At 73.1% G+C, this 25,389-nt stretch carries 22 protein-coding genes; 6 read left to right on the top strand and 16 right to left on the bottom strand.

Translation table 11 applies throughout. The annotated features are described in order from the left end of the window. Window positions 1-131: 131 nt before the first annotated feature. From IGA62_RS15855 to IGA62_RS15845, 3 genes are all read right to left on the bottom strand, one after another. Complete coding sequence (locus IGA62_RS15855; protein ID WP_145820370.1) at window positions 132-1,691, bottom strand: aminotransferase class I/II-fold pyridoxal phosphate-dependent enzyme; 1,560 nt, start codon at window positions 1,689-1,691, stop codon at window positions 132-134. A gap of 21 nt (window positions 1,692-1,712) precedes the next feature. After that, a complete protein-coding gene (locus IGA62_RS15850; RefSeq protein ID WP_145820372.1) occupies window positions 1,713-3,035 on the bottom strand; it encodes an NAD(P)/FAD-dependent oxidoreductase in 1,323 nt (440 codons plus the stop codon). A gap of 158 nt (window positions 3,036-3,193) precedes the next feature. Then, window positions 3,194-5,095, bottom strand: a complete 1,902-nt coding sequence (locus IGA62_RS15845; protein ID WP_232625086.1) for an ABC transporter ATP-binding protein — start codon at window positions 5,093-5,095, stop codon at window positions 3,194-3,196. Window positions 5,096-5,680: 585 nt separating this feature from the next. Between IGA62_RS15845 and IGA62_RS15840 the strand changes: the two genes are divergently transcribed. Then, entirely contained in the window at window positions 5,681-6,061 is a 381-nt protein-coding gene (locus IGA62_RS15840) for a YccF domain-containing protein (protein WP_186500058.1), read from the top strand. Between the two features lie 15 nt (window positions 6,062-6,076). On the opposite strand, the gene mnhG is transcribed toward IGA62_RS15840, so the two are convergent. The 8 genes from mnhG to IGA62_RS15800 form a co-directional block, all read right to left on the bottom strand. Next, complete coding sequence (mnhG, locus tag IGA62_RS15835; protein ID WP_145820376.1) at window positions 6,077-6,436, bottom strand: monovalent cation/H(+) antiporter subunit G; 360 nt, start codon at window positions 6,434-6,436, stop codon at window positions 6,077-6,079. Next, window positions 6,433-6,696, bottom strand: a complete 264-nt coding sequence (locus IGA62_RS15830) for a monovalent cation/H+ antiporter complex subunit F (protein ID WP_145820378.1) — start codon at window positions 6,694-6,696, stop codon at window positions 6,433-6,435. Before IGA62_RS15830 ends, mnhG begins: the two co-directional genes overlap by 4 nt. An 11-nt stretch (window positions 6,697-6,707) precedes the next feature. Continuing rightward, complete coding sequence (locus IGA62_RS15825) at window positions 6,708-7,328, bottom strand: Na+/H+ antiporter subunit E (protein WP_232624661.1); 621 nt, start codon at window positions 7,326-7,328, stop codon at window positions 6,708-6,710. Beyond that, window positions 7,325-8,896 carry a Na+/H+ antiporter subunit D gene (locus IGA62_RS15820; protein ID WP_145820380.1) on the bottom strand — a complete coding sequence of 524 codons (1,572 nt, stop codon included), beginning with the start codon at window positions 8,894-8,896 and terminating at the stop codon, window positions 7,325-7,327. Before IGA62_RS15820 ends, IGA62_RS15825 begins: the two co-directional genes overlap by 4 nt. Further along, window positions 8,893-9,354 carry a Na(+)/H(+) antiporter subunit C gene (locus IGA62_RS15815; protein ID WP_145820382.1) on the bottom strand — a complete coding sequence of 154 codons (462 nt, stop codon included), beginning with the start codon at window positions 9,352-9,354 and terminating at the stop codon, window positions 8,893-8,895. The genes IGA62_RS15820 and IGA62_RS15815 overlap by 4 nt, the downstream gene beginning before the upstream one ends. After that, a complete protein-coding gene (locus IGA62_RS15810) occupies window positions 9,351-12,185 on the bottom strand; it encodes a Na+/H+ antiporter subunit A (RefSeq protein WP_145820383.1) in 2,835 nt (944 codons plus the stop codon). The genes IGA62_RS15815 and IGA62_RS15810 overlap by 4 nt, the downstream gene beginning before the upstream one ends. A gap of 144 nt (window positions 12,186-12,329) precedes the next feature. After that, entirely contained in the window at window positions 12,330-13,256 is a 927-nt protein-coding gene (locus IGA62_RS15805) for an ion transporter (RefSeq protein ID WP_145820384.1), read from the bottom strand. Between the two features lie 25 nt (window positions 13,257-13,281). Next, window positions 13,282-13,725 carry an SRPBCC family protein gene (locus tag IGA62_RS15800; protein ID WP_232624660.1) on the bottom strand — a complete coding sequence of 148 codons (444 nt, stop codon included), beginning with the start codon at window positions 13,723-13,725 and terminating at the stop codon, window positions 13,282-13,284. 255 nt (window positions 13,726-13,980) lie between these two features. On the opposite strand from IGA62_RS15800, the gene IGA62_RS15795 reads away from it, so the two are divergent. Further along, window positions 13,981-14,727 (top strand): SAM-dependent methyltransferase, encoded by a 747-nt coding sequence (locus tag IGA62_RS15795; protein WP_145820386.1) that lies wholly within the window; start codon window positions 13,981-13,983, stop codon window positions 14,725-14,727. A gap of 17 nt (window positions 14,728-14,744) precedes the next feature. Here IGA62_RS15795 and IGA62_RS15790 read toward each other — a convergent pair whose 3' ends face one another. Genes IGA62_RS15790 through IGA62_RS15780 form a run of 3 tightly spaced genes read right to left on the bottom strand, consistent with a single transcriptional unit; the run spans window position 14,745 to window position 17,352 of the window. Then, a complete protein-coding gene (locus IGA62_RS15790) occupies window positions 14,745-15,347 on the bottom strand; it encodes a hypothetical protein (RefSeq protein ID WP_145820387.1) in 603 nt (200 codons plus the stop codon). After that, complete coding sequence (locus tag IGA62_RS15785; RefSeq protein ID WP_377464850.1) at window positions 15,344-16,249, bottom strand: ATP-binding cassette domain-containing protein; 906 nt, start codon at window positions 16,247-16,249, stop codon at window positions 15,344-15,346. Before IGA62_RS15785 ends, IGA62_RS15790 begins: the two co-directional genes overlap by 4 nt. Further along, window positions 16,246-17,352, bottom strand: a complete 1,107-nt coding sequence (locus tag IGA62_RS15780; RefSeq protein ID WP_145820389.1) for a polyprenyl synthetase family protein — start codon at window positions 17,350-17,352, stop codon at window positions 16,246-16,248. Before IGA62_RS15780 ends, IGA62_RS15785 begins: the two co-directional genes overlap by 4 nt. 346 nt (window positions 17,353-17,698) lie before the next feature. On the opposite strand from IGA62_RS15780, the gene IGA62_RS15775 reads away from it, so the two are divergent. From IGA62_RS15775 to IGA62_RS15760, 4 genes are all read left to right on the top strand, one after another. After that, window positions 17,699-18,523 (top strand): ABC transporter ATP-binding protein, encoded by an 825-nt coding sequence (locus tag IGA62_RS15775; RefSeq protein ID WP_145820390.1) that lies wholly within the window; start codon window positions 17,699-17,701, stop codon window positions 18,521-18,523. 34 nt (window positions 18,524-18,557) lie between these two features. Continuing rightward, window positions 18,558-19,541, top strand: a complete 984-nt coding sequence (locus IGA62_RS15770; RefSeq protein WP_145820393.1) for an ABC transporter substrate-binding protein — start codon at window positions 18,558-18,560, stop codon at window positions 19,539-19,541. Next, window positions 19,538-21,646: an iron ABC transporter permease gene (locus tag IGA62_RS15765; RefSeq protein WP_145820396.1), complete on the top strand. Its 2,109-nt coding sequence runs from the start codon at window positions 19,538-19,540 to the stop codon at window positions 21,644-21,646. The genes IGA62_RS15770 and IGA62_RS15765 overlap by 4 nt, the downstream gene beginning before the upstream one ends. 62 nt (window positions 21,647-21,708) lie before the next feature. Next, window positions 21,709-22,641 carry a siderophore-interacting protein gene (locus tag IGA62_RS15760; RefSeq protein WP_145820398.1) on the top strand — a complete coding sequence of 311 codons (933 nt, stop codon included), beginning with the start codon at window positions 21,709-21,711 and terminating at the stop codon, window positions 22,639-22,641. Here IGA62_RS15760 and IGA62_RS15755 read toward each other — a convergent pair. Both IGA62_RS15755 and IGA62_RS15750 read right to left on the bottom strand, forming a co-directional pair. Then, the gene (locus IGA62_RS15755; RefSeq protein ID WP_145820400.1) at window positions 22,611-23,219 is read right to left on the bottom strand and encodes a GNAT family N-acetyltransferase; all 609 of its coding nucleotides are present in this window, start codon (window positions 23,217-23,219) and stop codon (window positions 22,611-22,613) included. The genes IGA62_RS15760 and IGA62_RS15755 overlap by 31 nt on opposite strands. Further along, window positions 23,203-25,251 (bottom strand): penicillin acylase family protein, encoded by a 2,049-nt coding sequence (locus IGA62_RS15750; protein ID WP_145820402.1) that lies wholly within the window; start codon window positions 25,249-25,251, stop codon window positions 23,203-23,205. The genes IGA62_RS15755 and IGA62_RS15750 overlap by 17 nt, the downstream gene beginning before the upstream one ends. Window positions 25,252-25,389: the final 138 nt, after the last annotated feature.

Raw genomic sequence — 25,389 nt, 5'->3', positions numbered from 1 at the left:
GCGTCCGCCGGTCCGGGCGGACCCGCACCCCGCCCGGCCCGCCGGCCTTCGGAACGGGGCGGGGCGGGTCCGCGCCGGCATCGGCACGGGCCCGCCCCCCCTCGGCCGCGACGCGGCCCGTCGGCGGGTGGCTAGCGGGGAGCGCTGCCGAACGCGCTGGACAGGTATCCCCGGGCGTCGGCGATGGCACCCTCGATGATCCGGGCCGCCTCGCGGGCCTCCTCGGGCCGGTGCCCGGCCTGCACCTGGAGCCGGAACCGGGACGACCCGGTCGGGGTCACCGGGAACTCCACCATGAACGCGAGCACCCCCCGGTCGAACAGGAGCCGGTTCGCGATGCGGGCCAACTTCTCGTTGCCGATCAGCAGCGGCACGATCGGGGACGGCTCGCCCATGCAGGTCAGGCCCCGGCTGGTCAGGCCGTCGCGCAGCGCGTCGATGGCGCTGAAGAGCTTGGCGCGCAGGGCGTCCCCCTCGGCCGACCGGATGATCCGGGTGGCCTCCAGCACCACCGCCGTCTGCACCGGCGAGAGCGCGTTGGAGAAGAAGTGGGAGCCGCCGAACATCTTGATGTACTGCTTCAGCGCCGGGGAGTTGGAGGCCACGAAGCCGCCGTTGGAGCAGAACGTCTTCGAGAACGCGCCCATCACGATGTCGATCTCGCCGAGCAGGTTCTGCATGCCCAGCACGCCCGTGCCGCCCGGCCCCATCGAGCCGAGGTCGTGGGCCACGTCGACCAGCAGGGTGGCGTCGTACTCCCGGCAGACCTGCTGGAGGGTCACCAGGTCGGGCCAGTCGGCGTCCACCGAGAAGAGGCCGTCGGTGACCACCAGGATGCCGTTGCGGGTGTCGGTGGCCCGGATCTCGGCCAGGTGCCGGCGGACCGCCTCGACGTTGAGGTGCTCGTAGCGCACCACGTTGCGGGTCGCGGCCCGTGCGCCCTGTTGCAGGCAGGAGTGCGCCAGCCGGTCGATGAGGATGTGGTCGGACTGGCGGACCAGCCCCACCACCGCGCCGAAGCCGGCCGCCCACCCGGTGGGGAAGAGCGTCACGTGGTCGAGCTGCATCAGGTCACCGAGGGCGGCCTCCAGCTCGTTCGAGATGTGGGTGTTGCCGAGCACCATCGGCGAGCCGGCGCTGTGCGGCCCGTAGTCCCGCATGGCCCGGGCCGCCGCCTCGCGGATTCCCGGGTGGGTGTTGAACGACAGGTAGTCCTGCGAGTTGAAGTTGATGCCCCGGGTCCGCTTGCCGAGGTCGTTGGTGATCTGGGCGACGCTGTCCGGGGCGGCCTCCAGCACCCGGGAGTACTGCCAGGTCTCGGTCCGGCGGCGGGCCTCCACCCAGCCGTAGAAGTCCTCGGTGCGGGCCAGCAGGTTCCGGCCGGCGGGCCGGTAGAAGTCGTACGCGTTCTTGTCCAGCGCGTACTCCTCGTCGGGGTCGACGGGGTTGCGCAGGTGGGCCGGCTCCCACATCTCGGTCAGGTCCTCGACGATCCGGGCGAGTTCGCCGTCGGCCCCGGACGCGTCGAGGTCGGCGAAGTCCTCCCAGGGGATGTGGCCGGCCCAGTTGCGGGTCATCTCGGAGACCTCGATGGCGGTCTTCGCCATGGTCTCGACGTCGCCCCGGCGGGCCGCGTCGAGGATGGCCTCGATCAGCTCGCCGTCGTCACGCTGGTGCAGTTCGATGGTCATGGTGTCGTCTCCCGGGCGTGGTCAGGCGAAGAGGTTCTGCTGGTACGAGCGGGACGTCTCGGCGAAGTTCTCGAAGACCGGGTGGTCGGCGGAGGACTCCTTCGCGGCGTCGTTGAGCAGGAAGAGGTTGGACGCCTGGAAGAACTCCGACACCGGGGCGATGTCGGCGTGGGTGGCGATGAACCGGTCGGTCTCCTGCTGGTTGCCGCGCAGGGCGACGAAGAGTTGCAGTTCGTCGTGCCGGTACGGGCGCATCTCGGCGAGCGTGCACACGTAGTCGTAGTAGGCGGCGGCGTTCTGGCTGCGGCGACGGCCCTCGTACGCCGTCATCGCCTCCTCGACCGACGCGTCACCGGTCAGCCACCGGTCGAGCGCCGCGCTGGCCAGTTCCGCGTCGCGGAAGGCATGGGTCATGCCGATCGCCGTGCACTGGTCCTTCGACGACTCGGCGTCACCGACCAGCACCCACCCCGGCCCGTGCAGCTGCCGGAGGAAGCCGGACTGGTCCAGGGTGCCGTAGATCCGTTCCTCCCGGGTGCCCCGGGTGCGGACGACCTCGCCCAGCTCCGGGCTGACGAAGTCCAGCGCCTTCTGGAAGTTGCCCGGCACGTCGGCCCGGAACTCCCGCGACCAGTCGCTCGGCCCCCACACCAGGACCATGTTCTGCTCGAAGTTCGTCGGCACGACCGCACAGGCGAGCCGGCCCCGTCGGTGGATCTGCCCGGGGCCGAGGTCGAAGCCGGAGAAGTAGCTCCAGTAGGCGAACGTGCACCGGGGTCGCTCGTCGTACTTCGGCAGGTCCAGGGCACGGGCGACGAACGAGTTCCGGCCGTCCGCGCCGACCACGACGCGGGCGCGATCCTCGAACGTCTCGCCGCCGGCCGCGCGACCCCTGACGCCGACGACCCGACCGTCCTCGATGATCAGTTCCCGTACGGTGACGTTGGTGCGGACCTCGGCGCCCGCCTTGGCGGCGGCCTCGACGAGGATCTGGTCGAGCACCCGGCGGCGGACGGAGGCGAAGCTCCGTACCACCCCCGAGTCGTCGCCGTGCAGGTCCCGGAAGTACTCCCGGAGCAGCTCCGTCGGCACCGAGCCGGTCAGCCGGATGCCGTCGTTGACCACGTCCACGCTCTCGTGCGTGGGGGTGACCGCGGTGACCTGGTCGAGCAGGCCCCACCGGTTCAGGTAGGACATCCCGTGCGGCCAGAGGAAGTGCGTCGAGATGACGTCGCTGGGGAACGACGAGCGGTCCACCACGAGCACCCGGTGCCCGCGCCGGGCGAGCAACAGGGCGGTGGAGGCGCCCGCACAGCGCGCACCGACGACTATCGCGTCGTACATGTTCGTCTCGATCCTTCGATGGGGTCCGTGTCCTCCGCCGGCTGGGCCACGGGAGCTGGGCGGCCGGCCGGCGGGAGGCGCCGCGCGGGGTGGTCACCAATCGCGCGGCAATGGACAGACACCGTACACAGTGGATCGCTATGGGTGTTAGGCGTCGGTCAGGACGTGGCGGCCCGGGGCGGCGGGGCGGCTCCGTCCGGTCCGCCCTCCGGGTCGTACCCGGCGGCCTGGAGGGCGAAGAGTTCGGCGTACCGGCCGCCCGCCGCCGTCAGCTCGGCGTGACTGCCGGCCTCCACGAGCCGGCCGTGGTGCAGGACGAAGATCCGGTCGGCGTGCCGGACGTTGGCCAGCCGGTGGGTGATCAGGATGGTGGTGGCCCGTCCCTGCCGGTCCCGGATCGCCTGGAAGAGGGCGTCCTCGGCCCGGGGGTCGAGCGCGGAGGAGGGCTCGTCCATGATCAGCAGATCGGCGTCCCGGAGGAACCCCCGGGCGGCGGTGATCCGCTGCCACTGGCCGCCGGAGAGGTCCTGCCCATGGGCGAAGGTCCGGTCCAGCAGCGTCTCGTAGCCGTACGGCAGGTCGCGGATCATGTCGTGGGCGACCGCGCGGGCGGCGGCGGCCTCGATCCGGTCCTGCCGGGCCTCGGTGTCCACGTCGCCGAGCGCGATGTTCGTCGCGGCCGTGAAGGGCCACTTGTGGTACTCCTGGGTCACCACGGCGATCCGGGCCCGCAGCCCGTCGGCGTCCCACTCCGCCAGCGGCCGTCCGTTCCACTCGATCACGCCCGCGCTCGGGCTGCGCAGCATGGCGATGATCGCGGCCAGGGTGGACTTGCCGGAGCCGTTCTCCCCCACGAACGCCACGGTCTGCCCGGCCCGGACGGTCAGCGTGACGTCGTCGACGGCGGGCGTGTCCCGGTCGGGGTAGCACAGGGTGACTCCCCGGACGGCGATCTCCCGCAGGGGTTCCGGGGTCGCCCGGTCACCGCCCGTCTCGGGCAGGTGGTCGGCGGCCCGGGCCAGGAAGCCGGTGTAGTCGCCGACGTGCTGCCCGTCGGAGTAGACCTCGTCGACCTGGTAGGTGACGGTGGACAGGGAACGCTGCGCGGACTGCACCGCGACCACGCAGGTCGCCGCCGCCGCGAGCGGGATCTGCCCCTCGACGAGCAGGAAACCGAGCAGGGCGTAGACGACGCCGGTGGCGAGCCCGCCGACCACCGCGCCGACGCTGGTCATCGTGGTGACCCGGCGGGCCAGGTCGAGCTGGATGTCGGTCTCCACCCGCATCACCCGGTCGTACTGGTCGAGCAGGAACCGGCGCAGCCCGTACGAGCGCAGCTCCGGGGCCGAGTCGCGTTCGGCCATCAGCCGGTGCAGCAACCACTGCCGGCGACGGCGCACCGACCCGGCGGTGTACGTCTGGTAGCGCAGGTGTCCGGCGCGCAACGTGGCCCACGCCTTCGGCAGCGTCGCCACCAGCAGCGCCAGCAGCAGCAGGGGATGGATCACGAGCACCGCCACGGCCACCGCGAGCAGGCCGGCCAGACCGGCGAACAGGTTCATCGACGCCCGCACCAGCGAGATCACCGAGTCGCTGCCCCGGGACGCCCGTTCCATCTCGTCGGCGAAGGCGTCGGCGTCGAACGCGTCCAGCCGGACCGCCGTGGTCACCTCGAACAACCGGCGCTCCACCGCCCGGCTGACCCTCGGGGTGAGTCCGTTCTGGGCGTACCCGGTGGCGATGCCCATGCCGGCCCGGACGGCCGTCACCGCCGCCAGGGCCAGCAGCGCCGGCAGCGCGGCGACCACCCGGTCGGCGGTCGGGCCACCGGCGAACAGTTCCACCAGCACCCGCTGGGTGGCGAGCAGCCCGAACGCCGACATCACCCCACCGCCGACCGTCGCGACGGCCACCACGGAGGTGCGGAAGCGGTCGGCCCGCCAGCTGACCCGGACCGCCTCGGCCACCAGCCGGGGCAGTTCGGCCAGGACCGCGAAGAGCCCCGCCTCGGCGCGGGCCCGCACCCCGGTCTCCCACCACATCGCCCGCAGCTCGGGCAGGACCGACTCACCGGACGCACGGCCGAGCCGTCCGGGATCGTCCCCGCCGGCCGGGCGGGCGGATTCGACGGCGGGTCCGGTCACGGACGCTCCTCGAAGGTGTCGGGACGACGGGTGCACGGTCACCGTCACGAGCGGGGCGACCCCGGCAGTGGGCCGCTCCCGTCGCCGACAGTGCCGACCTCACCACTTAACGCCATCGGGGCGGCCGGGGAAAGCAGTTGGCTCCACCGGAGAGGGCCGACGGGTCCGACGAACGCCGACCGGGATGCCCGGTGGCCGGGAGGACCCGACTCCACGGCCACCGGACGGCTCCCGGCGGACAGCGCGACCCGGGCGCTGTGGGCCGGAAGTACGGTGACGACCGCGACGCGCAATTCCCACCGCGATCGTCGCGACACAACGGAACGAGCAGCCGTCCGATGTGGACCCGTGGTGCCGGAACCGTAGCAACGGAAACTGGGAAATCGCTGACAGGATTCGCGCGTCCCGGCCGCAACGCGCATTGCCGGGCCGGTCACCACCGCCACCACCAGCGGAGAACGGCCGGCGGGACGACTGGCACGGGCCGGTCATGATGAGCTGATGATTCGCTTTCTGTTGAACCTGCTCTGGCTGATCTTCGGTAGCGGAATCGTGCTGGCCATCGGGTACGGAATCGCGGCGCTGGTCTGCTTCGCGCTCGTCGTCACGATCCCGTTCGGGGTCGCGGCGTTGCGGCTGGCCCGGTACTCGCTCTGGCCCTTCGGTCGCACCCTGGTCGACAAGCCCGACGCCGGTCTGCCCTCCGGGGCGGCGAACGTCGTCTGGCTGCTGGTGGCCGGCTGGTGGCTCGCCCTGGCGCACGTCCTCGCCGGGGTGGCCCAGTGCGTCACCATCGTCGGCATCCCGTTCGGGGTGGCGAACTTCAAGCTCGTCCCGGCCGCACTCTGGCCCCTCGGGCGGCAGGTCGTCGAGACCCCCTGACCGGCGTCGCGCGGGTCAGGGGCGTTCGCTGATCCGGTCCAGGTGCGCGGCGAGTTCGTCGGTGACCAGCAGGTCCGTCCGGATCTGGTCGTGCGGGTACGCGGCCCGTCCGACCATGTGCGCGGCCACCGGCGCACTCGCCAACTGGAACGCCCCGACCAGCACGAGGGTGGTGATGTCCACGCCGGTACGCAGCCGCAGCGCGCAGCCGAGCAGGACCAGCAGCAGGCCGAGGACCTGGGGTTTGGCGGCGGCGTGCATCCGGGAGAGCAGGTCCGGGAAACGGACCAGGGCGATCCCGGCGGCGAGGCTGAGCAGCGCCCCGGCGATCAGGCAGACCGCGGCGGTGGCGTCGAGGACGGCGTCGAGACTCACTTCGGGCTCCTCCGCGCGGCGAAGCGGGCGACGCTGACCGAGCTGACGAAGCCGAGGATGGCGAGCACCACCAGCACGGGCAACGCGGTGGCGTCCCGGCTGTACGCGGCCTCGGTGGCGATGGCGGCGACGACGACGGCCAGCAGCACGTCGGTGGCGACGGCCCGGTCGAGGATGGACGGTCCCCGGATGATCCGGATCAGGGTCAGCCCACCGGCCACGGCGAGCAGGACGGTGACGGTCACGGCTACGGCGGTCATCTCGGTGCCCCTTACAGCTCGGCCGGCGGTGACGTGCCGGTGTGGGTGGCTTCGATCGTCAGGCGTCGTTCGTCCTCGGAGCCGACGGCGGCGATGATCCGCTCCTCCAGCTCCAGGACCCCGCGCCGGAACCGCTCGACCTCCTCGATGGTGCGGACGCCGAGCACGTGGATGTAGAGGGTGCCGGTGGCCCGGTCCGCCTCCATGATGAGGCTGCCCGGCACCAGCGACAGGGCCTCGGCGGTGAGGGTGAGGTTCAGGTCCGTGTTGACCCGCAGCGGCACGGCGATGATCGCGCCGCGTGGCTCGTGCCCGAACCGCAGAGCCAGCCAGGCGATCTGGAGGCTGGCCACCACCAGGTCGTAGAGGAAGCGGAGCCCGAAGCGGAGCAGCCCCAGCGGGTGCAGCCGACCGGCGAAGGTCACCGGAGGCAGCGGGAAGACGACCAGCAGCACGCCGGTGACGGCCAGCCCGCTGATCAGGTTGGCCCAGGTGAAGGTGCCCCAGAGCAGCACCCAGACGGTGACCAGGCCGGTCACCGCGACCACCAGGTTGCGTCGCCGGGCACGGCGGGTCAGCGGCGGGTTCGGCGGTTCGATCGGCTGGCCCGGCGTCGTCGGATCGGCACTCACGGCGTCCCCTCCGGATAGACGGCCTCCACGTACGGGGTACGGCGCAGCAGGTCGTCGGCGGCGTCGGTGCTGATGTCGAAGAGCGGCCCGGCGACCACCGTCAGGGCCAGCCCGAACACCACCAGGGCGGCGGTCGAGGCGATCATCAGTCGAGGCAGCAGGACGCCCGGCGGCCCGGCCGGATCCCCGTGGGCCCGGTCCGCGTCGTCGGCACCCCTGGCCGGCGCGCCCTCCGGGGTCGGCATGTCCGGATGCGGTGCCCGCCAGAAGGCCAGGTTCCACACCCGGGCGATCGCGTACAGGGTGAGCAGGCTGGTGACCAGGCCGGCGGCGACCAGCGCCCAGGCCAGCGGCCCGCCGTCGTCGACCCCGGCCTGGACGAGACCGAGCTTGCCGAGGAACCCGGAGAAGGGCGGGATGCCGGCGAGGTTGAGCGCCGGCACGAAGAAGAGCACGGCGAGCAGCGGGGAGAGCCGGGCCAGCCCGCCGAGCCGGTCCAGGGCGGTGCTGCCGCCCCGCCGTTCGACCAGGCCGGCGGCGAGGAACAGGGTCGTCTGGATGGTGATGTGGTGCACCACGTAGAAGATCGCGGCGGCCAGGCCGAGCGAGGTGGTCAGCCCCACCCCGAAGAGCATGTAGCCGATGTGGCTGATCAGCGTGAAGGAGAGCAGCCGTTTGATGTCGGACTGGGCGACCGCGCCGAGGATGCCGACCAGCATGGTCAGCCCGGCCACCCAGAGCAGCAGGTCGGCGGTCCGGCCGCCGGGGAAGAGCAGCGTCTCGGTGCGGATGGTCGCGTACACGCCGACCTTGGTGAGCAGGCCGGCAAAGACCGCGGTGACCGGGGCGGGCGCGGTCGGGTAGCTGTCCGGCAGCCACGCCGACAGCGGGAAGACGGCGGCCTTGATGCCGAAGGCGAGCAGCAGCATGCCCTGGAGGACCAGCCGCAGGTCGTCCGGGAGGGCGTCGAGCCGGCCGACCAGCTGGGCGAGGTTGAGCGTGCCGGTCGCCGAGTAGACCAGCCCGATCGCCACCAGGAAGATCAACGACGACAGCAGGCTGACCACGACGTACGTGGTGCCCGCCCGGATCCGGGTCTCGGTGCTGCCCAGGGTCAGCAGCACGTAGCTCGCGACCAGCAGGATCTCGAAGCCGACGTAGAGGTTGAACAGGTCGCCGGAGAGGAACGCGTTGCACACGCCGGCGGTGAGCACCAGGTAGGTCGGGTGGTAGACCGACAGCGGCGTCTCCTCGTCGCCGTCGGCCATACCCTGCCCGATGGAGTAGACCAGCACGCAGAGGGTGACCGTGGCGGAGACGACCAGCATCAGCGCGGCGAGCTGGTCGGCGACCAGCACGATGCCCAGCGGTGCGACCCAGCCGCCCACCTCGACGACGAGCGGGCCGTCGACGGTGGAGCGGACCAGCAGCAGCGCGGAGACCACGACGGTGGCGGTGAGCACGGTGAGGCTGACCCAGCGCTGCGCGCGGGGCCGACCGGCGAGCATGAGGGTGAGCGCCGCGCCGAGCAGCGGCATCACCACCGGCATCGGGACGAGGTGGTTCATCCGGCCCTCCCCGCGTCCGCGCCGGACGGGGTGGGCACCGGGTCGTCGTCCTCGCCCGGCTCACCGGCGGTCTGCTCGTCGGCGGTGCCCGGCCCCTCGTCCCGGTCGGCCAGATCCATGATCCGGCGGTCCTCCACGTCGTCCTGCACCTCGTCGTGGCCGTTGAGGTGCCAGCTGCGGTAGGAGAGCGCGAGCAGGAAGGCGGTCATGCCGAGGGTGATGACGATGGCGGTGAGCACCATCGCCTGGGGCAGCGGGTCACTCATCTCCTCCTCGGGGGTGGTGCCGACGATCGGCGGCCCGCCGGCCCGCCCCCCGGTGAGCAGCAGCAGGTTGGCACCGTTGCCGAGCAGGATGACGCCCATCAGCACCCGGGTGAGGCTGCGCTCCAGCAGCAGGGTCACCCCGGCGGCGAAGAGCACACCGACCACGACGACGTAGGTGAGGTTCGGGGTCATACCAGCTCCTTGTCCCGCACCTCGGCCGGTACGTCGCTCCGTTCGGTCTCGTGCTGCCGGTCCATCTCCGCGCCGAGACTGCGCAGGATGTCCAGCACCAGCCCGACGACGATCAGGTAGACGCCGACGTCGAAGAAGACCGACGTGACGAAGTGCAGGTGCCCCACGACCGGCAGATGGAGGTCCAACAGGGCGCTCTGGAGGAACTCCCCGCCGAATGGGATGGCCGCCACGCCGGTGCCCACCGCCACGAACAGCCCCGCGCCGAGCAGCTTGCCCGCGTCGACCGGGGCGGCGCTGTTCAGCTCGGTGCGCCCGCCGGCCAGGTACCGCACGGTCAGGGCGAGACCGGCGACCAGGCCGGCGGCGAATCCGCCCCCGGGGGCGTTGTGGCCGGAGAAGAGCAGGTAGATGGAGAAGACCACGATGGCGTGGAAGAGCAGCCGGGTGACCACCTGGAGGATCACCGACTGGCGGCGGGTGGTCGCGCCGGTGGTCAGCCAGCGCGGTCGGGACGGCGTCGCGGTCGTCGCCCCGGGGATGCCGCTGCGCCGGTCCAGGTCGCGGGAGCGCCGGAAGATCAGGCTGGCCACGCCGGTGGCGGCCACCACCAGGACGGCGATCTCGCCCATGGTGTCCCAGGCCCGGATGTCCACCAGGGTCACGTTGACCACGTTCTTGCCGCCGCCGTAGGAGACCGCCTCGTCGGGGAAGCCGACCGAGATCGGTTCGGCCTCCCGGCCGCCTGCGGCGACGTACGCCATCCCGGCGGTGACCGCGCCGACGGCGATGCCGAGCCCGATCCGGCCACGCCGGCTGGAGCGGATCGGCCGCTCCGAGAACTTCTCCGGCAGTCGGCGCAGGACCAGCACGAACATCACGATCGTGACGGTCTCCACGAGGAACTGGGTCAGCGCCAGGTCGGGCGCGCCGTGCAGGACGAAGAGCACCGCGGTGCCGTAGCCGGCGACCCCGACCAGGATCATCGCGGTCAGCCGGCGCAGCGCCCGGGCGGCGGCGACCGCGGAGACGATCACCACGGCGCCGGCGACCGCCTGGAGCGGGGTGTCCCAGGCCCGGAACGTTCCGGACCACGGGGTACCGGCCAGCAGCGCACCGCCGGGCAGGACGACCAGCACGAGCAGGATGACGCCGAGGTAGAACGGCAGCGAGCCACGCTGGGTCGCGCCGGTCAGCTCCACCGCCAGCCGGTCCACCCCGTTGACCACCCGCTGGTAGGCGGCGGCACCGTCGAACGGCAGCCACGGGCCGGCCGGCAGTCGCCTGCGGTGCGTCAGCAGGAACAGCCCGGCACCGGCCGCGACGGCCGCCACCGAGAGCCCGAGCGCGAGCGTCGGCCCGTGCCAGAGCGCCAGGTGGTACGGGGTTCCGCTGGTCGGGTAGAGGTCGGCGTACGGGGCGAGCAACCGGTCGACGGCCGGTGCGGACACCCCGACGCCCAGGCCGGCGGCGGCGAGCAGGGCCGGTGCCGCCAGGAACGGCCAGCGCACCGGGTGCGGCTCGGTCGGTGGCACGCCGGGCTTGGCGGCGAAGGCGCCCCAGAGGAAGCGCAGCGTGTACGCCACAGTCAGCGCCGAGCCGAGGACGAGCCCGGCCAGCACCACCCGGTCGGCGGTGCCGCCGTGCCGGAACGCCTCGTAGGCGGCTTCCTTGGCGACGAACCCCGCCATCGGCGGCAGGCCGGCCATGGACGCGGCGGCGAGGGTGGCGACCACCGCCAGCGCCGGGGAGCGTCGGCCGAGCCCGCTGAGTTCGCGCAGGTCACGGGTGCCGGTGGCGTGGTCGACGATGCCGACGGAGAGGAAGAGGGTGGCCTTGAACAGCGCGTGGGCCAGCACCATCGCCACGCCGGCCAGCGCGGTGTCCCGGGTGCCGGCGCCGAGCACCACCATCAGCAGGCCGAGCTGGCTGACCGTGCCGTACGCCAGGAGCAGTTTGAGGTCGACCTGGCGCAGCGCGGACCAGGCCCCGAGGAAGAGCGTGACCAGGCCGGTGGTGAGCAGCACCGGCCGCCACGGGGCGACGTCGGCGACCGCCGGGCCCAGCAGGGCGACCAGGAACACGCCGGCCTTGACCATCGCCGCGGCGTGCAGGTAGGCGCTGACCGGGGTGGGGGCCGCCATCGCGTTGGGCAGCCAGAAGTTGAACGGGAAGATCGCCGACTTGCTCATCGCGCCGAGCAGCACCAGCACCAGCGCCACGGCCAGGTACCCGCCGTCGGGGAGGTTCTCGGCGATCCGCGACCAGCGGTAGGTGCCGGCGTGCTGGCCGAGCATGATGAACCCGGCGAGCATGGCGAGACCGCCCAGCGTGGTGACCAGCAGGGCCTGCATGGCCGCCCGACGGCTGGCCCGCTTCGTCGGGTCGTACCCGATGAGCAGGTAGGAGAAGACGGTGGTCAGCTCCCAGAAGACGTAGAGCAGCAGCAGGTCGTCGGAGACCACCAGGCCGAGCATCGCCCCGGCGAAGGCGACGAAGACCGCCGCGAACCGGCCCAGTCCCGGGTCGTCGGAGCTGAAGTAGTGCGCGCTGTACGCCAGCACCAGCGCGCCCACCCCGCCGACGAGGACGACCAGCAGCCAGGCCAGGGTGCCCATCCGCAGGGCGATCTCGAGCCCCAGCCCCGGCACCCAGGGGAGGGTCTCCACCACCGGGGTGCCGGAGCGCACCTGCCCGGTGTGGGCCAGCGCCCAGACCAGGGTCGCCGCCGGCACGGCTGCCACGAGGTAGAGTGCCCGCCGCCCCCAGGTGCGTACCAGTGCCGGGGCGACCACGGCTGCGAGCGCATGGACCGCCACCAGTACCAGCACACGACCTCCCCAAGATCCACCCGACTTTCCCGCAACACTATCCAGAAGATGGGAAATCGACACATTTCGATTCGGGTGAGTCATCGACCAACCACGTTGCGCGACACCCCGTGACCTGCGGATCCGGTCGGGAGCAGCGGTCGGTCAGTGCCCGTCCGGGCGGTCCGGGTGCCGGTGCGGCGACCGCGTGTGCGCGTCGTCACGGTCGATCCGCAGTTCCCGTTCGAGTTCGGCGATGACCGCGCGGAGGTCGTCCAGCCGCTGGGTGAGCGCGATCCGGTCCACCTCGTCCGGCACGCCGTCGCCGTCGGCGTCGTAGTCCGGGGCGAGCCGCTCGGTCATCTCCAACCGGCGGGCCTCCTCCATCGAGTTCACGATGACCGCGATCAGGATGTTGAGCAGCAGGTTCACCGTGATCAGCACGTAGCTGACGTAGTAGAGCAGGGTCCACGGGGAGACCGCCATGCCCTGCTCGATCAGGTCCGGCAGGGTCTCCAGGGAGAGCAGCACGAACAGGGTCAGCAGCGACCGGCCGATGTCCCCGTACTGCTCCGGCTGGCTGTCGGCGAAGATCAACCAGCCGGCCATGCCGTAGACGTAGAGGGTCACCACGGCCAGCGCGAGGAAGCCACCGACCCCCGGCAGGCTGCGCCACAGTGCGGCGACGATCGTGCGCAGGCCCGGGGAGAACCGCACCAGCCGTACCATCCGGGCGACCCGCACCACCCGCAGCAGCGCGGAGTCGCCGTGCAGGCCGGGCAGGAAGATCGCCGAGATCACCAGGAAGTCGAAGACGTTCCAGCCGTGGCGGAAGAAGTCCTGGGGGCGGCGGCCGTAGGCGAGCAGCCGGATGACGATCTCGGCGACGAAGGCGGCCCGGAAGGTCCACTCGAGTCCGCGCAGGATCGGCCCGGCCGCTCCCAGGTGCGGGTACGTCTCGACGCCGAGCACGATCCCGTTGGCGATGATCACCACCACGATGGCGACCTCGAACGGGCGGGACCGGGCGATCCGGCCGCACCGGTCGGCCAGGCGCGGCCAGCCGGCGGCCGGGTCGGCGACGCCGCTCACCGGGCCGCGACCGCCGGGGTGCCACTCATCCTTCGGCGTCCCGCTCGACCTCCCGGCGCAACCCGTCGGCCTCCATGTCCAGGTAGCGGTGGATCAGCCGGCCGCCGAAGAGAGCGGTGAGCCGGGCGAGCGGCCCGTCCATCCGCAGCGTGAGGGTGGCCTCGCAACGTCCCGGAGCGGTCGGGCGGGCCCGGTGGTCGCCGGTCGTGCGGACCCCGGGGCTGGTCGCCGTCCAGACGAAGCCGGTGTCGTCGACCCGGGTGACCGTCCAGGTGTTCGCCGGCAGCCGGTGCTGCTTGAGCCGGACGGTCTCGCCGACCGTGAGCGGCCCCGACGCCGGCCGGTCGACCCGGGCGACCGACGCGTTCCAGCGCGGCCAGCCCGCCACGTCCCGCAGCACCCGGGCCACGTCCTCGGCCGGCGCGGCCAGCTCCACCCTCCGGTGGTACGCGATGCCCAACGTCCCCACGACTCCTCCCCGTCCGGCCCCGACGTGGTCGCCGCCATCGGCGCTCCGGCCGGTACGCCCTGCGTCCACCGCCCGGCACATCGCCTCGACGCGGTCCGGTCAATCATGAACGGTGCTCACTGCGGGGCAGGCCACCGGGGCGGGTGTTATTCGGGTTGGCGCGGCCTTCGTCCGGGCCTACCCTGCGGCGAGGCCGTCCGGTTCCCACGCCGGACGGCCCCGGTCCCGCCCGCACCGACGCTGAGGAGCCACCCGTTGGATCTCGACCGCAGTCACGTCATCCGTGAGGGCGACCTGCGCATCCTCAACCCGTTCGACGCCGGCAAGCTGGCCACGCTCGGACGGGCGATCCGCCTGCGCCCCGGCATGTCCCTCCTGGACCTCTGCTGCGGCAAGGGTGAGCTGCTCTGCACCTGGGCCCGGGAGCACGGCATCTCCGGCACCGGTGTCGACGTCAGCACCGCGTTCACCGCCGCCGCGCGGGACCGCGCCGCCGAACTGGGGGTGGCCGACCGGGTCCGGTTCGTGCACGGCGACGCCGCCGCGTACGTACCCGGGGAGCCCGTCGACGTGGCCGCCTGCATCGGTGCCACCTGGATCGGCGGGGGTGTCGCCGGCACGCTGGAGATCCTGGAACGCGGGTTGCGCCCCGGCGGGATGCTGCTGGTCGGCGAGCCCTACTGGCGGCGGACGCCCCCGGACCAGGCGACCGTGGAAGGCTGCCACGCCACCTCCCGGGACGACTTCCACGACCTGCCGGGTCTCGTCGAGCTGTTCGGGCGGTGCGGTCTCGACCTGGTGGAGATGGTCCTCGCCGACCAGGACAGCTGGGACCGGTACGCGGCGGCGCACTGGCTCAACCTGCGCCGCTGGCTGGACGACAACCCGGACGACGACCTCGCCCCGCAGCTACGCGCCGAGCTGACCGAGGACCCGGTCCGCCACGTGAAGTACGTCCGGGAGTACCTCGGCTGGGGGGTCTTCGCGCTGCTGCGCCGCTGATCCGGGGCCTGGGCCGGTCAGTCGCCGGTGATGTCGCGATGGACGGCGACCGCCGCGCCGACCAGCGCCAGGGTCGTCCAGCCCACGAAGACGGCCAGGCTGCGGCCGTCCCCCGCGCTGCCGTCCAGGAAGGCGGTGAACGGCAGCGGCTGCTTCAACCGGCCCAGCAGTCCCTCGACGAACACGAACCACCCCGCACAGCCGAGGAACAACCAGGTGGTGCGCCGGACGACGGCCGCCGTGGCGACGCCGAAGACGGCCATCACCGGCACCGCCACCAGGGCGGCGGTCCAGCGGTCGGGTTCCCCGCCGGCCAGCACGGTCACCCCGCTGAGCGCGGCGACGGCGAGCCCGATCAGCACGTACGCCGCCACCTGACCGGCCAGGGCCCGCAGCCGGTGCGGCTGCCCCAGGTGGAGCAGCACCGCCGTCCGGTGCTGGACGTGCTGGGCCGTGCCGACGACCCCGACGGCGTACGCGCCCAGGCCGACCAGCAGGGCCCACATGTCGGGGCTGAGCCAGCCGAACAGCAGGCCCACCGCGACCACCACGATCAGCGAGACCACCGAGGAGCGCAGGGTCAGCGCCCGGTACAGCTCGCTGCGCAGGACGGCGGTCACCGGGTGGCCGCCAGGGTGAGGAAGATCTGCTCCAGGTCGGGCGTACGCACGGTCAGCTCGTGGACCGGCACCTGCGCCCGGAAGGCCAGCTCACCCACCTCCTCCGGGGAGAGGCCGGCCACCTCCAGGGCGGTCCCGTCGGTGGTGATCCGCCCGCCCGCCTGCGTCAGGGCGTGCCACAGTCGGCGCGGGTCCCGGCTTCGGACGCGTACCCGGGCCTCGGCGTCCCGCGTCAGCTCGGCGAGCGACGTCGCGCGGACCAGCCGCCCTCTGGCGATGATCACCACGTCGTCGACCAGCTGCGCCAGTTCGGCCAGAAGGTGACTGGAGATCAGCACGGTGCCCCCGGAGCGGGCGTGGTCGCGCAGCAGCCCCCGCAGCCAGGCGATGCCCTCCGGGTCGAGGCCGTTGGCGGGTTCGTCGAGCACCAGCACCGGCGGGTCGCCCAGCAGGGCGGTCGCCACCGCGAGGCGTTGCCGCATGCCCAGGGAGTACCCGCCGATGCGCTGGTCGGCGGCGTGGCCGAGGCCGACCTGTTCCAGCAGCGCGTCCACCCGGGACCGGCCCGCGCCGGAGAAGACCGCCTGGGTGACCAGGTGCGCCCGGCCGGTCTGCCCCGGGTGGCCGATGCCCTGCTCCAGCACCGCGCCGACCCGGCGTACCGGGTGCCGCAGGTCGCGGTACCGACGGCCGTCGACCAGGGCCTGCCCGGAGGTCGGCGTCACCAGTCCGAGCAGTATGCGCAGGGTGGTCGTCTTGCCGGAACCGTTGAGCCCGAGAAACCCGGTCACCCGACCGGCAGCGGCGGTGAAGCTCACCCGGTCGACGGCGCGGACGCTGCCGTACGTCTTGCTGAGTTCGCGGGCTTCGATCACCTGGCGTCGTCCCCTGTGGTCCGTCAGCGACTCCGGACCGAGAGCCTACGCGCCAACTCGATTAGCTCCACCCGCGCGTCGTCCACGATCGACGCCTCGTGGAGCGCGGCCACGGCCTCCTCGGTCCGTGCCGCGATCATCTCCTCCACCCGCCGCAGGCTGCCGGAGTCGACGATGATCTCCCGGAGGACGTCCGCGCCGGCCCGGTCGAGATGTGCATCGCCGTGCCACCGGTCGATCGCGGCGACCTGCGCGGCCGTGGCGGCCTGCCGGGTGAGCGCCATCAGCACGGTCGCCTTGCCGTCGCGCAGGTCGGTGAGGCTGGACTTGCCGGTGAGCGTGTCGTCGCCGAAGACCCCCAGCACGTCGTCGCGGAGCTGGAACGCCTCGCCGAGCGGGATGCCGACCCGGGAGAAGGCGGCCAGCTCGGCGCTGCCGGCGCCGGCCCACGCGGCGCCGATCTGGAGCGGGCGCTCCACCGTGTAGCGGGCGCACTTGTAGCGCAGGATGCGCAGGCAGTCGGCCAGCCCGGCACCGGCGGCCTCGCCCCGGAGGTCGAGGTACTGCCCCATCACCGCCTCGGCGCGCATCCGCTGGAACAGGGTCCGCACCCGGGCCACCCGGTCGGCGGTGCCACCGCTGGAGAACAGCTGCTCGGACCAGACCAGGCAGAGGTCTCCCCAGAGGATCGCCGTGTTCCGGCCGAACCGCTCGGCGTCACCACGCCAGCCGCGTCGCCGGTGCCGGTCGGCGAGGTCGACGTGCAGCGTCGGCCGACCGCGTCGGGTGTCGCTGCCGTCCATCACGTCGTCGTGGATCAGCGCGAAGGCATGGAACAGCTCCAGAGCGGCGGCGACGCGCACCACCCCGGGGCCGTCCCCGCCGCAGGCCCGCCAGCCGAGGTGGCAGAGGGTCGGCCGGGTCCGTTTACCGGCCGTGCCCAGGACGAAGGAGCGGAGCAGTTCGACCCCCTGCCGCCAGTCCTCGTCGGCGGACGTGTCGAGGTGTCCACCGAGGAAGTCGGCGAGCACCGCGTCGACCTCCCGCCGGAGCGGCCCGTCCCCGGTATCGGCGGTCGGCGCTGTCGGGCCTGCGGTGACCGCCGGGGTCGCACCGCCGAGATTGATCATGAATGCTCTCCCCTCACCCGTCGGACGGGGGCGGACCACGACCGTGTGGGCCCGGCGGGTCGCGTCGCCGACGTCCGCCACCGACGACGGTGACGCGCCGCGCGACCGGTCGGGCAATGGCACGCAACAATTCGGCAGCGCTCGATGGATTGTATCGGAACGAGACTCCGGCGGCGGCCCGCCACGGGCATTTCCCCGGATCCCGTCCCGCCCGCGACGACGTCGCGCACACCGGCCGTTTCCGCAGCTCAAGCAGGATCCGGGCGGAACGACGAGGGGCGCGCCCACCCGACCGGCGCCACCCAACCTTGACATGCCCAACTAAGGTTAGGTTAACCTAACCGGCATGAGTGCTCGGGACAGTCGCGCCGAGGGTCTGCGCGGCGTGGATCTGCGTCTGGGCTACCACGGTGCGACCGTGGTCCACGGCGCCGCCATCACGTTGCGCCCCGGGGCCGTGACCGCCCTGGTCGGTCCGAACGGCAGCGGCAAGTCGACACTGCTGCGCGGACTGGCCCGGCTGCACCCGCTGGAGCACGGCGAGGTGCAGCTCGCCGACGGCACCCCGGCCCGGACGCTCACCGCCTGGGAGTTCGCCCGCCGGGTCACCCTGCTGGCGCAGAGTCGTCCCACCCCCAGCGGCGTGACCGTCCGGGACGTGGTCGGCTACGGCCGGCATCCGTACCGGGGACGCTGGCGGTCCGGCGACCCGGACGGTCCGGCCATGGTGGACCGGGCCATGGCGACCACCGGCGTGACCGCGATGGCGGACCGGCCGGTCGACGAACTCTCCGGCGGGGAGTTGCAGCGGGTCTGGCTGGCCACCTGCCTGGCCCAGGACACCGGCGTGCTGCTGCTCGACGAGCCGACCACCTTCCTCGACCTGCGCTATCAGGTCGAGATCCTCGACCTGATGCGGGACCTCGCCGACGACGACCACGTCGCCGTCGGGGTCGTCCTGCACGACCTGAACCAGGCCGCCGCCGTCGCCGACGAGGTGGTGCTCCTGCACGGCGGGCGTGTCCGGGCCACCGGCACGCCGAGCGACGTCCTCACCGAGGAGGCCCTGACCGAGACGTACGGCATCCGCATCGAGGTGACCGTCGACCCGCTCAACGGACTCCTCTCCACCCGACCCGTCGGCCGGCACTCGACCCGGGCCCTCGCCTGACCCGCCCACCGATCCACGAACAGAGAAGACCGTCATGATGCGTACCCGTGCGACCCTCCTGGTCGCCGCCGTCGCCGCGCTCGCGCTCAGCGCCTGCGGCACCACCGAAGAGCCGGCCGCGAGCTCCTCCTCCGCCGCCGCGTCCAGCGGCCCGGTCACCGTCACCGACAGCCGGGGCAAGGCCGTCACCCTCAAGGCACCGGCCACCAAGGTCGTCGCGCTGGAGTGGGCCGAGGTCGAGACGCTGGTCGCCCTCGGCGTCATGCCCGTCGGCGCGGCCGACACCAAGGGTTACGCCACCTGGTCCCGCGCCGCCAAGCTCGACGCCAGCGTCAAGGACGTCGGCACCCGGTCCGAGCCGAGCGTCGACGCGATCGTCGCGTTGCAGCCGGAGCTGGTGGTGATGGAGGCCGAGCGGGGCGCCACGCTCGTCGACCAGCTGGAGAAGTACGTGCCGGTGCTGGTCACCAAGGGCAGTGACGCCAAGGACAACCTCGGCCGCATGCGGGCGGACGTCACCATGATCGCCCAGGCGACCGGCAAGGCCAGCGAGGGCGAGAAGCTGCTCGCCGACTTCGACGCGGCGATCGCCGACGGCAAGAAGAAGATCGCCGACGCCGGGGCCGCCGGGAAGCAGTTCACCGTCGCCGACGGCTGGAAGGACGGCAGCAACATCACCGTCCGGATGTTCGGCCAGGGCGCGTTCGTCTCCCAGATCGGCATCCAGCTCGGGCTGAAGAACGCCTGGACCGGCAAGGTCGACGAGATGTGGGGCCTGGGCCAGACCGACGTCGAAGGGCTGACCGTCCTCAAGGGCCAGGACCTCACCTTCTTCTACAACGCCTCGGACGGCGACGACGTCTTCAAGACGGGCCTGTCCGGCAACGCGATCTGGAAGTCGCTGCCCTTCGTGCAGCAGAACAAGCTGCACCGGTTGTCCGACGGCATGTGGACCTTCGGTGGGCCGCTCTCCGGCAAGCAGTACATCGACGAGTTCGTGAAGGTCTACACGGCTTGAGCCAGCTCAGCGCACCCGTCAGGTCGGGGTCGGCCACGCAGCCGACCCCGACCGGACCGCTCGCTCCCACCCGGGTCGTCACCGCCTTCGTCGTCGCCACCGCCCTGCTGCTGGTGGTCACGGCGGTGCACCTCACCCAGGGCACCTCCACCGTCGGCGCGCTCGACCTGCTGCGCCTGCTCACCGGGTCGGACGACGAGGCGGCCCGGGTGCTGGTCGCCTCCCGGATCCCCCGCATGCTCGCCGGGCTGGCCGTCGGTGTCGCGCTCGGTTTCGCCGGAGCCGCGCTCCAGTCGCTGGCCCGCAACCCGCTGGCCTCCCCGGACACCCTCGCGGTCAACGCGGGGGCACACCTGGCCATCGTCGCTGTGGCCGCGTTCGGCATCTCCCTGCCCGCCCTCCCGGCGGGCGGTCTGGCCTTCTGCGGCGGCCTCGTGGCGGCCGGGCTGGTGATGATGCTGGCCACCGGCGGGCAGGCCGGCACGACCCGGCTGATCCTCGCCGGCTCGGCCACCGCGCTCGCCCTGAACTCGTTCACCATGCTGCTGATGCTCCTGTTCGAGCAGGCCACCATCGGCCTGTTCGCCTGGGGCAACGGCTCGCTGGTGCAGGCCGACCTGACGGCGTTCACCCAGCTCGCCCCGGTGATCGGGATCGCCGTCGCGCTGCTGGTGGCGCTCGGGCACCGGATGGACGTGCTCGCCCTCGGCGACGACACGGCCACGGTGCTCGGGCTGGACGTCCGGCGCACCCGGCTCGTGGTGATCCTCCTCGCCGTCCTGCTCTCCGCCGCCGCGGTGACCCTGGCCGGGCCGATCGGCTTCGTCGGGCTCTGCGCGCCGGTGATCGTCCGGCTGCTCGGCCGGATGGTGCCCGGGGTGCACCGGCACCGGGTCCTGCTGCCGCTCTCCGGCATCGTCGGCGTGCTCATCGTGCTCGGCTCGGACGTGCTGCTGCGGGCCGTGCTCGGCGGCCAGGCCGGCGTGGACGTGCCGACCGGCGTGGTCACCACGCTCTTCGGCGCGGTGCTGATGGTCTGGCTGGCCCGCCGCTACCGGGACGCCGGCCCCACCCGCCGGCCCCCGGGCGGGCACGCCGCCGTCCGCTCCCGCTCCTTCCACCTCGGCGTGGTCACCGTCGGTGCCACGGTGACGGTCGGGGCGGTGGTGCTCGGCATGCTCGCCGGGGACACCTGGGTCCTGCTCGGTGACGTGGTCAACTGGGTGCAGGGGCGCACCGGACCGGCGTACACCTTCGTGCTGGACCAGCGCTGGCCCCGGGTCGCGGCGGCGCTGCTGGCCGGCGCGGCGCTCGCGGTCGCCGGCACCACCGTGCAGGCGGTCTGCCGCAACCCGCTCGCCGAGCCGGGCATCCTCGGCATCACCGGCGGGGCCGGCATCGGCGCGGTGGCGCTGCTGACCTTCGTTCCACTGGCCGGGGTCGCGGCCATCTCCGGTGCCGCCGGGCTCGGCGCGCTCCTGGCGTTCGCCCTGGTCTACGGCCTGGCCCGGTACGGCGGCCTGAGTTCCGACCGACTGGTGTTGATCGGTTTCGGGGTGTGGCAGGGCGGCACCGCCGTCATCACCTTCATCATCGTCACCTCCGACCCGTGGAACACCGGCAAGGCGTTGACCTGGCTCTCCGGCTCCACCTACGGCCGGACCGGTCCGCAGGTGCTCCCGGTGGCGATCGCGCTGCTGCTGAGCATCCCGGCCGTCGTCGCGGCCCGGCGGGAACTCGACCTGCTGTCGTTGGACGACGACACGCCCCGGGTGCTCGGCGTCCGGCTGGAGCGCACCCGGCTGCTCGCCCTCGGCGCGGCGGCACTGCTCACCTCGACCGCCGTCAGCGCGGTCGGTGTGATCGGCTTCGTCGGGCTGGTCGCCCCGCACGCCGCACGGGCCCTGGTCGGTGGCCGGCACTCGCGGGTGCTGCCGGTCGCCGTGCTGCTCGGCGCGGCCCTGGTCAGCCTCGCCGACACCCTCGGCCGCACGGTCATCGCCCCCGCCCAGGTGCCCGCCGGCCTGGTCACCGCCATGATCGGCACCCCCTACTTCGTCTGGTTGCTGTGGCGCTCGCGCGGCGCGGCGACCGGTCCCCGATGAGTCCCCGACCGGTGGTCCGGCACACGCGCCGACCCACCGGCCACCGATGAAGGAAGGCCGCCATGCCGAGCACCCTCTCCGTCGCGCCCTGGCGCGTCTTCGCCGTCGAGGTCCGTGCGCTGCGCCGGCTCAGCCCGTCGTTCCTGCGGGTCACCTTCGCCGGCTCGGACCTCGACCGGTTCGCCGACAACGGGTACGACCAGCGGATCAAGGTGGCGCTGCCGCGCACCGGGGAGACGGTGGCCGAGCTGCCGTACGGCCCCGACTGGTACCAGCAGTGGCGGACGCTGCCGGAGGAGGCGCGCTGCCACATCCGTACGTACACGGTCCGGGCGGTCCGGCAGGACGTCCAGGAGGTGGACGTCGACCTGGTGCTGCACGGCGACGGCGGACCGGCCACCCGGTGGGCGCGGCGGGCCCGGCTCGGTGACCGGCTCGCTCTGGTCGGCCCGGACGCCGGATACGACGGGGTGCACGGCGGCGTCGAGTTCCGGCCCCCGGCGGTCGGGACGCTGCTGCTCGCCGGGGACGAGACCGCCGCACCGGCGATCTGCGCCATCCTGGAGCGGCTGCCGGCCGACGCCCGTGGTCACGCCCTGATCGAGGTGCCCGACACCGGTGACGTCCTGCCGGTGACCGCTCCGTCCGGGGTGACCGTGACCTGGCTGCCCCGGATCGGCGCGGCCCACGGCAGCCGGCTCGCCCCGGCCGTGGCGGCGCTCGCCGGGGAAGTGCTGCCGGCCGTCCGGCCCGCTCTCGCGCTGGCCGGCGGGGTCACCGCGGCACCGGCCGGGTCGCTGGCCGAGGTGGACGTCGACCGGGACATCCTCTGGGAGGTGCCGGACGTGCCCCCCGCCGCCCCGCTCTACGCCTGGCTGGCCGGCGAGGCGGCGGTGATCCGGGGGCTGCGCCGGCACCTGGTCACCGAACGGGGACTCGACCGGAGCGCGGTGGCCTTCATGGGCTACTGGCGGCTGGGCCGCACCGCCGACTGACCCGGGCCCCCGACCGGGTCGGCCCGGTCGGGGACGTCCAGGAAGAGGAGTTGGGCGCGTTTGTGCGGCAGGTCGACCTGTGGGCCGGGGACGAAGCCCGCGCGGACCAGCCGGGCGATGGCCCGGTCGTTACGGGCGTCCGGCTCGGCGACGATCCGCCGCCGGGACCCGTCGGTCAGGACGAAGTCGAGGAACGCGCCCAGCACGGTGCCGGTGAAGCCCGGCTCGGTGCCGCCGTCCGGCGGGCCGACCATCAGGTGGATGCCGAAGTCGCCGGGGCGCACCTCGTAGCACTCGCCCACCGGGTCGGCCGCCGGCTCGTACGTCTGGAAGAGCCCCACCGGGCGGCCGTTCCGGTGGATCAGGTACGCGTGGTGGGTGGTCAGCGAGTCCACGTAGGCGTAGATCTCGCGCACCCGCTCCCGGCTGGCGTCCCGCATGCCCCAGAACCGGGACCGTTCCCGGGTGACCCAGTCGTGGATCAGGTCGGCGTCGGCGGCCGGGTCGACGGGTCGGATCGTCACCTCCCCGAAGCCGTCGATGTGTCGTCGCCACACCAGGTCAATGGCCTTCGTCATCTCGCTCCTCATTGAGCCGCTGCCAGTCGGTGACGACGGGGACGAGGTCGCCGCGCAGCCAGTACGGCAACTGGTCGCGTCGGTGCGGGTCACCGGGCACCCCGGACGCCCCGAACGGCACGATCCACCGGCTGTCGTCACGCCGGCCCAGGTCCCAGGCGAACCGGGCGGCGGATGCCCGGAAGCAGAGGTGGGTGGCGCCGGGGACGCTGGAGGTGGCGAGCACGCAGTCGTGGTCGCCGGCCAGGCCCGGCCACTGCTCCCCCTCGTCGGGCAGGGCCGCCCAGGGGGCGAGCCGGTGCACCTCCGCCCACCGGACGGCCGGCGCGTCGGCCACCTCGTCGAGTGCCGCGCGGGCGGCGGCGACCCGGTCGGTCGCGGGCAGGAGATCCGTGGTGAGCAGGTTCTCCAGCGCGAAACCGACCTTGGGCACCAGGGCGAGCCAGGGGTGGAACAACGCCGGGTACCGGGTCGGGTCGGCCAGCGGGGTCAGCGTCGGGTGCGCCGCGAGACGGCGTACCACCACGGCCCGGACGGCCGCGAAGGCGGCGGCGTCGACGCTGTCGGCGCGCATCTCGCGGTCCCAGGCCAGCAGCCGGTCCCGCAGCGCGGCGGCGGGCGGGGTGAGCCCGTCCAGACCGGCGAGGAGGGCCAGCAGCGGCTCGGCGGACGCCAGCCGGGTGTCGGTGTGGACGGTCGCCTGGTCGTCGGCGGACCAGTCCGTCCGGTCAGTGAGCAGATCCCGGATCCGGTCGGCCCGGTGGGGCGGGGCGAACTCGACGCCGAGCGGCGTGGCGAGGCCCCGTTCGTTGGCCATCACGGCGAGGTCGTGCACCTCGGCGCGGGGCGGGTCGTGCCAGCCGCGCCACTCGTGACCGGGCTCCCAGGCCGGGACGACCCCCAGCCCGTTGGCCCGGTCCCGGGCCGGGACGACCCCGGCGACCCGGTGCAGCAGGCCGCCTTCGGTGTCGGCGGCGAGCACCACGTTCACCGGTTCCACCCAGTGCTCGCAGGCGGCGTCCACGTCGGCGACCCGGGTGGCGGCGAGCAGCGCGGGCAGCGCGGCGAAGCCGAGGTGCCCGGAGACCCGGGGCGGGTAGCGGAGGCTGACCGCCTGGTCGTCGTCGGGCCCCCCGATGATCACCGGCCCGCGGTCGGTCTCGATCACCTCGACCTCGACCGGGTCACCGCCGGCCACCTCGACCGTCTCGACGTGCCGCTCGGCGGGGCGCCAGCCGTCCGGGCCGTACGCCTCGACGGTGTCGCCCCGGCGGCGCAACCGCTCGGCGTAGAGGTCCTGGTAGTCGGCCATCGCGTTGGTGATCGCCCAGGCCACCGTGCCGGTGTGTCCGAAGTGGGCGATGCCGGGCACACCCGGTACGGCCAGCCCGACCACGTCGTACGCCGGGCAGGCCAGCCGGATCTGCTGGTAGATGCCGGGGTCCTCGATGAACCGGTGCGGGTCCCCGGCGACGATCGGCACGCCGCTGGCGGTCCGCGCCCCGGTGAGCAGCCAGCCGTTGCTGCCGGCGGTGCCGGGGTCGTCGGTGGCGAAGAAGCGGACGGCTTCCGCGCCGAGATGGCGGGCGACCTCGGTCCGCCAGAGCTTGCTCGGGAAGCCGGCGAAGAGCACGTGGTGGGAGAGCCAGACGGCGAGCGGTGTCCAGGGCTGCCAGCGGCCGGGAACGAGTCCGGTGGCGGCGAACTGCGGTGCCCGGCGGGCGCCGGCGGCGAGGCCGGCGTTGACGCCGTCGACGTACGCGTGCAGCCAGGCGGCGGTGGCCGGGTCGAGGTTGTCGTGGCAGCGTCGGGCGGTGTCGGCGAGCCGGGCCTGCCGGGCGAACCGGTCCCAGTCGAGCGCCTCCGCGCCGAGGAAGGACGCGCTGGTCCCCTGTGACCGGTGCCGCTCCACCTCGATCTGCCAGGCCCGGTCGACCGCGGCGTTGCGTCCCTGGGCGAAGGCGAGCGCGTGCGGATCGCCGGCCCGCAGGTGCGGGATCCCCCACGGATCACGGAAGACCTGATGTTCCACCCGACCCCTTCCATCGATAAGGTTTGCCTAACCTACGTAACCCAGGGCGTGCACACAATCCCGCCCGGTCACGGTACGCGATTCGATCACAACTCCTTGACAAGAAGTTAGGTTAGGGTAACCTAACCACGGCTTGCT

Origin of the sequence: Micromonospora sagamiensis, assembly GCF_014680085.1 — a bacterium.
GTDB classification, from domain to species: Bacteria; Actinomycetota; Actinomycetes; order Mycobacteriales; family Micromonosporaceae; genus Micromonospora; species Micromonospora inyonensis.
Note: the sequence above shows the minus strand (reverse complement) of the source record. Positions and strands in the feature narration are given on the sequence as shown.